The 9,852-nt window shown below is 58.0% G+C and carries 12 protein-coding genes (1 of these 12 cut by a window edge); 4 read left to right on the forward strand and 8 right to left on the reverse strand.

Annotated elements, in window-relative coordinates; genetic code table 11:
* Positions 1-11 precede the first annotated feature (11 nt).
* A complete protein-coding gene (crp, locus tag PCPL58_RS05295; RefSeq protein ID WP_065348960.1) occupies positions 12-656 on the reverse strand; it encodes a cAMP-activated global transcriptional regulator CRP in 645 nt (214 codons plus the stop codon).
* A gap of 202 nt (positions 657-858) precedes the next feature.
* Between crp and PCPL58_RS05300 the strand changes: the two genes are divergently transcribed.
* Positions 859-1,281 (forward strand): OsmC family protein, encoded by a 423-nt coding sequence (locus PCPL58_RS05300; RefSeq protein ID WP_065348961.1) that lies wholly within the window; start codon positions 859-861, stop codon positions 1,279-1,281.
* Between the two features lie 242 nt (positions 1,282-1,523).
* Complete coding sequence (speD, locus tag PCPL58_RS05305) at positions 1,524-2,318, forward strand: adenosylmethionine decarboxylase (RefSeq protein WP_003316303.1); 795 nt, start codon at positions 1,524-1,526, stop codon at positions 2,316-2,318.
* A 69-nt stretch (positions 2,319-2,387) separates the two neighbouring features.
* On the opposite strand, the gene coq7 is transcribed toward speD, so the two are convergent.
* The 5 genes from coq7 to hemJ all read right to left on the reverse strand — a co-directional run bounded on the left by coq7 (position 2,388) and on the right by hemJ (position 5,874).
* Positions 2,388-3,035 carry a 2-polyprenyl-3-methyl-6-methoxy-1,4-benzoquinone monooxygenase gene (gene coq7, locus PCPL58_RS05310; protein WP_003433185.1) on the reverse strand — a complete coding sequence of 216 codons (648 nt, stop codon included), beginning with the start codon at positions 3,033-3,035 and terminating at the stop codon, positions 2,388-2,390.
* 121 nt (positions 3,036-3,156) lie between these two features.
* Positions 3,157-3,495, reverse strand: coding sequence for a histidine triad nucleotide-binding protein (locus PCPL58_RS05315; protein ID WP_003316306.1), 339 nt, complete (start codon positions 3,493-3,495; stop codon positions 3,157-3,159).
* Between the two features lie 103 nt (positions 3,496-3,598).
* A complete protein-coding gene (locus tag PCPL58_RS05320) occupies positions 3,599-4,375 on the reverse strand; it encodes an SDR family NAD(P)-dependent oxidoreductase (RefSeq protein WP_065348962.1) in 777 nt (258 codons plus the stop codon).
* Positions 4,376-4,432: 57 nt separating this feature from the next.
* Positions 4,433-5,347 carry a DUF805 domain-containing protein gene (locus PCPL58_RS05325; RefSeq protein WP_065348963.1) on the reverse strand — a complete coding sequence of 305 codons (915 nt, stop codon included), beginning with the start codon at positions 5,345-5,347 and terminating at the stop codon, positions 4,433-4,435.
* 98 nt (positions 5,348-5,445) lie between these two features.
* A complete protein-coding gene (hemJ, locus tag PCPL58_RS05330) occupies positions 5,446-5,874 on the reverse strand; it encodes a protoporphyrinogen oxidase HemJ (RefSeq protein WP_003316309.1) in 429 nt (142 codons plus the stop codon).
* 133 nt (positions 5,875-6,007) lie between these two features.
* On the opposite strand from hemJ, the gene argC reads away from it, so the two are divergent.
* Positions 6,008-7,042: an N-acetyl-gamma-glutamyl-phosphate reductase gene (gene argC, locus PCPL58_RS05335; protein ID WP_003433179.1), complete on the forward strand. Its 1,035-nt coding sequence runs from the start codon at positions 6,008-6,010 to the stop codon at positions 7,040-7,042.
* A 99-nt stretch (positions 7,043-7,141) separates the two neighbouring features.
* On the forward strand, positions 7,142-7,492 hold the full coding sequence (gene erpA, locus PCPL58_RS05340; RefSeq protein WP_002551953.1) for an iron-sulfur cluster insertion protein ErpA: 351 nt from the start codon (positions 7,142-7,144) through the stop codon (positions 7,490-7,492).
* Between the two features lie 62 nt (positions 7,493-7,554).
* Here the strand turns inward: erpA and PCPL58_RS05345 are convergent, their stop codons facing one another.
* Together PCPL58_RS05345 and PCPL58_RS05350 are read right to left on the reverse strand one after the other, a co-directional pair.
* Complete coding sequence (locus tag PCPL58_RS05345; RefSeq protein ID WP_044309502.1) at positions 7,555-8,649, reverse strand: anhydro-N-acetylmuramic acid kinase; 1,095 nt, start codon at positions 8,647-8,649, stop codon at positions 7,555-7,557.
* A 3-nt stretch (positions 8,650-8,652) separates the two neighbouring features.
* A protein-coding gene (locus tag PCPL58_RS05350) for a peptidoglycan DD-metalloendopeptidase family protein (protein WP_003433174.1) crosses the window boundary here: on the reverse strand, positions 8,653-9,852 show its 3' portion. The gene runs 225 nt beyond the window's last position; the window shows 1,200 of its 1,425 coding nt (coding positions 226-1,425); its start codon lies off the right edge, out of view; it ends in the stop codon at positions 8,653-8,655.

A 9,852-nucleotide genomic window follows, 5' to 3' on the forward strand; every position in this document is an offset into this window, starting at 1 on the left:
ATAGCAAGGGCTCAGCGTGTCCCGTAGACCACCATGGTCTTTCCTTTGACGTTGACCAAGCGCTGTTCTTCAAGGGCCTTGAGCACACGTCCGACCATTTCCCTCGAACAGCCGACAATGCGTCCGATTTCCTGTCGGGTAATCTTGATTTGCATGCCGTCCGGGTGAGTCATTGCATCCGGCTGCTTGCACAGCTCGAGCAACGTGCGAGCCACTCGTCCGGTGACATCAAGGAACGCCAGATCACCCACCTTGCGCGTTGTGTTGCGTAGGCGCTCGGCCATCTGGCTGCCGAGCGCATACAGAATTTCCGGCTCTTGCCTGGTCAGCTCGCGGAACGTGTCATATGAAATCTGGGCCACTTCGCACTCTGTCTTGGCCCGCACCCAAGCGCTGCGTACGGATTCCTTGCCCGGTTGCTCGAACAGGCCGAGTTCGCCGAAGAAATCCCCGCTGTTGAGGTAGGCGACGATCATCTCCCGGCGCTCGTCATCCTCGATCAGAACCGTGACTGAACCCTTGAGGATCAGAAACAACGACTCGGAGCGCTCACCGGCATTGATGATGTTGGTTTTCGCGGGGCAGCGGCGGCGTTCTGCATGGGGCAGCAGCTTGTCCAGACTGTTTGCTTTGGGCGTAAAAGTTATTGCGACCATGCGAGACTTCCGAAATAAGGTGTATGGCCAAATGGCATACCTATAGGTATCGGCTGCGCCTTTATTCTCGCCAGCTTTTCCAGACGTGTAGGAAGCTATTTGCGAACATTCCTACGCGTTTCCTACAAAAAGCATTTCTTCCGGGCAGCTTTTGGCCCTGTGCTAAGCTGGCGACCCCTTTTTTTACAGTGGAGTCTTGGCGATGAAGGCACGCATCCAATGGGCTGGCGAAGCCATGTTCCTCGGCGAATCCGGAAGCGGTCATGTGGTGGTAATGGATGGTCCGCCGGAAAGCGGCGGTCGCAACCTGGGTGTACGCCCGATGGAAATGGTCTTGATCGGTCTGGGTGGCTGCAGCAACTTCGATGTTGTGAGCATTTTGAAGAAGTCGCGCCAACCCGTCGAAAGCTGCGAGGCGTTTCTGGATGCCGAGCGTGCGGATGAAGACCCGAAAGTGTTCACCAAAATCCATCTGCACTTTGTCGTCAAGGGGCGCGGGTTGAAAGAAACGCAAGTCAAGCGCGCGATCGAACTGTCCGCAGAGAAGTATTGCTCTGCCTCGATCATGCTCGGCAACGCGGGTGTGAAGATCACTCACGATTATGAAATTGTCGAACTGGGCTGAACGCCAGACATCCAACGATCATAAAAACGGCGCACACTCTGGCAGACGGCTTCGGACGTCTGCATAATGCGCCACTTTTTACGGGCGCAGCATGTACTGGTTTTCTGCTGCCGGTCCGAACAGACAACCAAAATCGCCAACGCGAAGAGGTGTTAACCGTCCTACGCAGATGAGCCGGGCTCACCTGACGGGCATGCTTGATCACGCGGCTGGCGCCGCACCCATATAGAGAGTTTTTAACGGTGAAAAGCAAACTCAAGCTCCACGGGTTCAATAACCTGACAAAGACCTTGAGCTTCAACATTTATGACATCTGCTATGCGGAAACCCCGCAGGACCAGCAGGCGTATGTCGAGTACATCAACAGTGTGTACGACGCAGAACGCCTGACGCGGATTCTGACTGATGTTGTCGATATCATTGGTGCCAACATCCTGAACATTGCGCGTCAGGATTACGATCCACAAGGTGCCAGTGTGACCATTCTGATCTCTGAGCAGCCGGTGACGCCTACCGAAAGCCAGATCGAAGAGTCGCCAGGTCCACTGCCGGAAACCATCCTGGCGCACCTGGACAAGAGCCATATCACGGTCCACACCTACCCGGAAATTCACCCGGTTGACGGTATTGCCACGTTCCGCGTGGATATCGATGTGTCGACCTGTGGCGTTATTTCACCGCTCAAGGCGTTGAACTACCTGATCCATAAATTCGAGTCGGATATCGTGACGGTCGACTATCGCGTGCGCGGCTTTACCCGTGACGTGGAAGGCAAGAAGCACTTCATCGACCACGAGATCAACTCGATCCAGAACTACCTGTCCGAAGACACGCGCAACGGTTACCAGATGACCGACGTGAACGTGTATCAGGAAAACCTGTTCCACACCAAGATGCTGCTCAAGCAGTTCGAACTGGACAACTACCTGTTTGGCGACGCCACCAGCAACTTGTCTCCCGAGCAGCGCGAGCAAGTGACCGCCAAGGTCAAACACGAAATGCTGGAAATCTTCTACGGCCGCAACGTCGCCGTATAAGCCCGGATTCCGGACATTAAAAAGGCGCCTGATTCAGGCGCCTTTTTTATGGGCGTTGTATACGCCTCGTCAGATGCGATAAGTCGACTTGGTCATGACCTTGGCCAGCACACTCATGCCGAACTTGACCGGTGCCGGGAAACGAAAACCGCCTGCCTCCAGTGCGGATTCAGCGTGGTGTTCTTCATCGCTGAGCATCTGTTGCAGAATAGCCCGGGACTTTCCGTCCTCGGTCGGCAGTTGCTCCAGATGTTCAGCCAGGTGCTTGCAGACCTGATCTTCAGTCGCCGCGACAAAACCCAGGCTGACCCGGTCGCTGATAACACCGGCTATTGCGCCCATCCCGAAGGACAGGCTGTAGAACAGCGGGTTCAGCACACTGGTATGGCTGCCAAGCTGATGGATGCGCTGTTCGCACCAGACCAGATGATCGATTTCTTCTTCAGCCGCATGCTCCATCGCCTTGCGCACCTTGGGCAGCTTTGCCGTCAGCGCCTGGCCCTGATAAAGCGCCTGGGCGCAGACTTCGCCGGTATGGTTGATGCGCATCAGACCCGCGACGTGGCGCGTATCGACTTCGCTCATCTTGTGTTCGGGCTGAACGACGGCAGGGGAAGGGCGCTGCGAGTGCGCGCTGGACGGCAGCAAGGTGCGCATCGCGCTGTCGGCTTGTAGTAACAGACGGTCGAGGGGGGAGTATTGACGTTCGGTAGCCATGGGCACCTCCGGAAGATCATGCGGGCAGTTTACCCCAATCGGCCGGAGCGGACAGGGCTTGTGTGGTCCGACCAGCGCTGATCCCACGCGCTGGTCGGCCGGAAAGCCCGAAAACGCTGGCTCAGCCCGGTGGCCAGTTCATCTGACGCTGACCGAGTACGTGCATGTGAATGTGGTAGACGGTCTGCCCGCCCAGCTCATTGCAGTTCATCACCACGCGGAAGCCTTCTTCGCAGCCCAGTTCGAGGGCCAGACGCTGCGCCGTGAACAGAATATGCCCGGCCAGGCCTTTGTCTTCCTCGGTCAGATCGTTCAGGGTGCGGATAGGCTTTTTCGGGATAACCAGAAAATGCACGGGTGCCTGTGGGGCGATGTCGTGAAAGGCCAGTACCTGATCATCCTCATAGATGATCTTCGCCGGGATTTCCCGATTGATGATCTTGGTAAACAAAGTGTCCACAGCCGTTTGCTCCTTGTCGGTTGATGGTCGTCACAGGGTATCGCTGTGCTTCAGCGCGTCCGAGTGTACTGAGCGGGACGCGGCTCGCCCAGCCGTTTGTCGCTCAGCGCGGGCAGTATTTCTTGTTGATATAGCCGCTGATCTGGCGAGCCAGCCAGCGTGAAATCAGGCGCGGGCCGAGCGTCCACAACCGGTTACCGAAACCGGGCGTGATCACCGCACGGTTTTTTGCCAGCGCGCGAACGGTATACAGCGCCACTTCTTCCGGGCTCATCAGGTTATCCACATTGACCTGCAACTGCGCGGTGCGAAAAAAAGCCGTTCTGGTCGGACCGGGGCACAGCACCGAGACCTTCACCCCGGCCTTCTTCACTTCCTCGCGCAGCCCTTCGGAAAAATGCAGCACATACGCTTTGCTCGCGTAGTAAGTGCTCATCCATGGCCCAGGCTGAAACGCCGCCACCGAGGCGATGTTGAGTATCTGGCCGCCGCCCTGAATGGCCATCAGGTTGCCGACCGTGTGGCACAGGCGCGTCAGGGCCAGGATGTTCAGATCGATCAGGTCCTGCTCGGCACTCCAGTCCTGAGCCAGAAAAGGTCCGCATGTGCCAATGCCCGCAGCGTTGACCAGCAGATCGATCTGGTGGGCACCGTCTTCCAGCTCCAGCAGAAAGCCCGAGAGCCTCAGTGGCTCGCCCAGATCGCATGCTCGAAACAGCACTTCCACGCCAAAACGCTGAGTCAACTCCAGTGCAATTGTTTCCAGCAGGTCGCGCTGGCGGGCGACCAGGATCAGGTTGCGACCGCGACGTGCCAGCGCTTCGGCCATCGCCAGGCCTATGCCGCTGGACGCGCCGGTGATCAGGGCGTAACGGGTCATGCAGTTCTCCATTGAGCGTGTTGCGACCGGCAGTCTGCCGAACCGTGGGGCAGTCTATTACTTGTCGCTTTGTTCTTCGGGCTCTATGTTGACATCCGCTGGCGCGGTCAAGGCACTGTCGCGGCTTTCTTCGTCGTCATAGGGGAGGGATTGCTCGTATTCATCGGTCTGCAATTCCAGCTCATCGCGCAGCATGCCTGCGCCGCCAGCGGTGAGCACCATCACGACTATGGGGATGAGTAACACCCACAGAATCGCCAGGGTCTTCACACCTCTGGAGTCCGGTGGCGGCGGTGGGCCGAAAGCGTTGGGACCTTTTGTTCCGGGCAGCAGGATCATCAGGAACGGGAAGACGCTGCCTACGAACGGCACCATGGTCAGCAGCAGAAGCCAGCCTGACCAACCCAGATCGTGCAGCCGCTGAACGCCGATCTGTGCGCCGATGACCGCGAACACGACGAGCACCACCGCCATCAGCAGGCCACCGGCGACCAGCGAACCGTTCATGACCAGCAGGCACACACCTACCAGCACCAGCGTCGCGGCGCTCAAGACCATGCTCCACGCCAGATAGCGCAAGCGCCCGATACGCCCGTTGATACTCAGCACCTTCAGCGTCGAATGGCCGGGCTGATCAGCGCCAACCTGTGCCTTGGGCGGTGCGTAGGGTGATATGTCCAGATGCGCGGGTTTGGGGGAGGGCTGGCTGACCACTTCATCCAGACTCAGGCTGATTTCAATGTCGGGTTCGATACGCGCTTCGACGCCTGCATCGTTCAGCGCCTTCAGGTAGCGTTCCGCGTCCTCGTAAGCAAGCCCGCGCTTGAGCGCAACGGGTTGACCACTGAACAGTTTCTGCACTGCAGACGGTTCGCTTTTGAACAGCCCCGCCAGGTTGGCCTTTGCGGTGTCGAGCTCGACGCCTTCACGCACCTGCCCTTCAAATACGATCTTGAAGTGTGAATCGGCCATACGGGGCTTCCTTGTCTTTAAATGGAAAACAATGCCGGGCGCCTGTCTGAGACAGGGCACCCTGTCGCGTTACTGATGAGGCCGGGTGACTCCTGGAATCAGAAGGGTTTGACGATAACCAGAATGACGATGGCGATCAGAATCAGTACCGGGATTTCATTGAACCAGCGATAAAACACATGGCTGCGGCCATTTTCACCACGGGCAAAGCGTTTCATCTGTGCGCCGCAGACGTGGTGATAGCCGATCAGCAGGACAACCAGTGCGAGCTTGGCGTGCATCCAGCCCTGACTGAAATAACCGCTGGGGTCGAAGCTGATCAGCCAGCCGCCGAAGACCAGGGTTGCGATCATTGCCGGGGTCATGATGCCACGGTACAGCTTGCGCTCCATGACAATGAAACGCTCGCGGCTGACTGTGTCCTCACTCATCGAGTGATAGACGAACAGTCTTGGCAGATAGAACAGGGCTGCAAACCAGCAGACCATTGAAATGACATGAAGCGCCTTTATCCATAGATAGAGCATTTTTGATTATTCCCAGGTTCACGGTGGCCGAATAGTAGTGTCTTGTGCGCCCATACGTCACGTTGTCGGTTGTCGCAGAGGCGATAGGCTCCTATTATCGACCGCTTTCCAGTTGTTTCGTTGAGGGCAGGTTATGGTCAAGGTCGGTATCGTCGGCGGCACGGGTTACACCGGGGTCGAGCTGCTGCGTCTGTTGGCACAGCATCCGCAGGCAGAAGTAGTGGTCATTACCTCGCGCTCGGAGGCCGGCATGCCAGTCGCCGAGATGTATCCGAACCTGCGCGGGCACTATGACGGCCTTGCGTTCAGCGTGCCTGACGTGAAAACCCTGGGTGCCTGTGACGTTGTGTTCTTCGCCACGCCCCACGGTGTCGCTCATGCCCTGGCCGGTGAACTGCTCGCGGCAGGCACCAAGGTGATCGACCTGTCTGCCGACTTCCGTCTGCAGGACCCGGTCGAGTGGGCCAAGTGGTACGGCCAGCCTCATGGTGCTCCGCAACTGTTGGAAGACGCGGTGTACGGGCTGCCGGAAGTCAATCGCGAACAGATCAGGAACGCGCGACTCATCGCCGTACCGGGTTGCTATCCGACCGCTACCCAGTTGGGTTTCCTGCCGCTGCTTGAAGCCGGTATTGCCGATAACACTCGTCTGATTGCCGACTGCAAATCCGGCGTGAGCGGTGCGGGCCGTGGTCTGAACATCGGTTCGCTGTACTCGGAAGCCAATGAAAGCTTCAAGGCCTACGCCGTGAAGGGCCACCGTCATCTGCCTGAAATCACCCAGGGGCTGCGTCGCGCAGCGGGTGGGGATATCGGCCTGACGTTCGTGCCACATCTGGTGCCGATGATTCGCGGCATTCACTCAACGCTCTATGCAACGGTCACTGATCGCTCGGTGGACCTGCAGGCACTGTTCGAGAAGCGCTACGCCGATGAGCCATTCGTGGATGTGATGCCAGCAGGCAGTCATCCCGAAACCCGCAGCGTGCGTGGCGCCAACGTGTGCCGCATCGCGGTGCATCGTCCGCAGGGCGGCGATCTGGTCGTCGTGCTTTCGGTGATCGATAACCTGGTCAAAGGTGCGTCCGGTCAGGCAGTGCAGAACATGAACATCCTGTTCGGCCTTGATGAGCGCGCCGGGTTGTCTCATGCGGGCATGATGCCGTAAGGACTGCCGCCGTCCAGCAAATAGTTGACCGATTTTCTAGGAGAAGCGGATAATGCCGTCATTACGCATTACGACGGCTAACGCCGGGAGATATCTGACATGAGTGTCGAATCCTTCACGCCTACCGCTTTGGAGTTCACTCCAAATGCAGCGCACAAGGTGAAAACCCTGGTCGACGAAGAGGGCAATGATCGTCTCAAACTGCGTGTATTCGTTACAGGTGGCGGTTGCTCAGGTTTTCAGTACGGTTTTACTTTCGATGAAGATGTGGCAGACGATGACACCATCGTCGAGCGCGAGGGCGTAAGCCTGGTTGTCGATCCAATGAGCTTTCAGTACCTGGCCGGCGCAGAAGTCGATTATCAGGAAGGGCTTGAAGGGTCGCGCTTCGTGATCAAGAACCCGAATGCCTCCACGACCTGTGGTTGTGGCTCTTCGTTTTCGATCTGATTGAAGCTTGCTGTAAACAAAAACGCCGCTCATTGAGCGGCGTTTTGCATTGTGGCATCGCGTCAGGCGGGGTAGATGGCGCCCAGGACGCGTCTGCCTTTGGCGCCGGTCACCGTCGGACGGTTGGCCGGAACGCCTTCGAGGCAACAATGAGCCAGCCAGGCAAACGCCATCGCCTCAACCCAGTCAGGGTCTACGCCGAACTTCTCGGTACTGCTGACCTCGGTGCCGGGCAGCAGTTCTGCGAGGCGTTTCATCAGCGCCTTGTTATGCGCACCGCCCCCACAGACCAGAAGCTCCCGGGTAATCGCTTGCGCCGATTGCAGGGATTCGGTGATCGTCAACGCCGTCAGTTCCAGCAGAGTGGCCTGCACATCCTCGGGCGCCAGGGTTGGCAACTGGAACAGATGGTGGTGAACCCAGCCCAGGTTGAACACTTCCCGGCCCGTACTCTTGGGGCCCTTGGTCAGGAAAAACTGATCGCTGAGCAGTTTCTTGAGCAGCGCAGAATCTACCTTGCCGCTCGCCGACCACGCGCCATCCTTGTCGTAGCTCTCGTGGCGCTGTGATTGTATCCACGCATCGAGCAGGACGTTACCGGGTCCGCAGTCGAAGCCTTCGACCGGTCGATCGGACTCGATCAGGCTCAGGTTACTGAACCCGCCGATGTTCAATACGGCGCGATGATCCTTGTTGTCGTCGAACAGCGCTTCGTGGAAAGCCGGTACCAGAGGGGCGCCCTGGCCGCCTGCTGCGATATCGCGGCGGCGGAAATCGCTGACCACGGTAATTTCAGTCAGCTCTGCCAGCAGCGCAGGGTTGCCGATCTGAATGCTGTAGCCGCGCGCAGGCTCATGACGAATAGTCTGGCCGTGGCTGCCAATGGCGCGAATCTGAGCGGGCACCATGTTTTGATCTTTCAGCAACGTCTGCACGCCCTGTGCGACCAGCCTGCACCACTTTTGCTCCGCAATGGCCGCACGTGCAAGCTCATCAGCGCCACTGGAGCAGAGCCCCAGCAGCTCGGCATGCAGGTCTTCCGGCATGGGGATGTAGTGAGTGGCCAGAAGCCTTGATCGGTCATCCTGCTTCAAAAGGGCGATATCAATCCCATCGAGACTGCTGCCGGACATCACACCTATATAGAAGAAGTCCATGGATTACCTTTTATTCGAGGCCAGCGTGGTGGCTTTTTCCTGGTCCATGCGTGCCATCAACGGCTGGCTTTGCTGCATGAACCGCTGTTTTTCGGATTTGGCGATCGGGTCCGCCATTGGGAGCTTCTGGCCCAGTGGATCTACGTGAACGCCATTGACCTGAAACTCATAGTGCAAATGCGGGCCTGTGGACAGGCCGGTAGTTCCAATATAGCCGATAACCTGACCTTGCTTGACAGTGCCGCCGGTCTGTATGCCTTTGGCGAAGCCCTGCATGTGGCCGTACAGCGTGCGGTAGGTGTCACCGTGCTGAATGATAACGGTATTGCCGTATCCGCCACGGCGGCCGGCGAGCAGCACCTTGCCATCGCCGGTTGCCTTGATCGGCGTACCGCGTGGCGCTGCGTAATCGACGCCTTTATGGGCGCGGATCTTGTTGAGGATCGGGTGCTTGCGGCCCATCGAGAACATCGAGCTGATGCGGGCGAAGTCTACCGGGGTACGGATGAAGGCCTTGCGCATGCTGTTGCCATCAGCCGTGTAGTAATTGGTATTACCTTGCTTATTAGTGTAACGAACGGCGGTGTAGGTCTTGCCCCGGTTAGTGAAGCGGGCGGACAGGATATTCCCCGTACCTACGCTCTTGCCGTTGACCACTTTCTGTTCGTATACCACATCGAATTCATCACCCTTGCGGATGTCCTGCGCGAAGTCGATGTCGTAGCCGAAGATGTTGGCCATGTCCATCGTCATGCTATGAGTCAGGCCGGCACGTTGCGCGGACTGCGACAGGGAGCTGTTGATCACCCCGTGGACGTAGACGTTACGCACGTTGGGCTTGCTGATTTCGCGATTGAACGCGTAGCCCGTTGCCGTCTTCGACAGGCTGATGGACTCGACTTCGCTGAGTTTTGTGTGCAATTGCTTGAGCTGGCCATCCGGCGTCAGCTCGAACTGCAGCGTCTGTCCGTTCTGCAGCTTGCTGAACTGCTTGGCCTGCTTGTCGCTGGCCAGTACTTCGTGAACAGTGGCGGCGGGCAATCCGACCTTTTCAAACAGGGTCGACAGCGTGTCGCCTTTGCTGACGGTGACTTCCTTGTGCGCAGAATCCTTCGCAGCGGCTGGCGCGGGTTTCTCTGCCTGAGGCTGTGCGTTGGCGGTGTCTTGAGCCTGATCGTCGGCAGTGTCGATCTGGGCAAATGG

This window comes from Pseudomonas cerasi (genome assembly GCF_900074915.1).
In the GTDB taxonomy this organism is placed as follows: domain Bacteria; phylum Pseudomonadota; class Gammaproteobacteria; order Pseudomonadales; family Pseudomonadaceae; genus Aquipseudomonas; species Aquipseudomonas cerasi.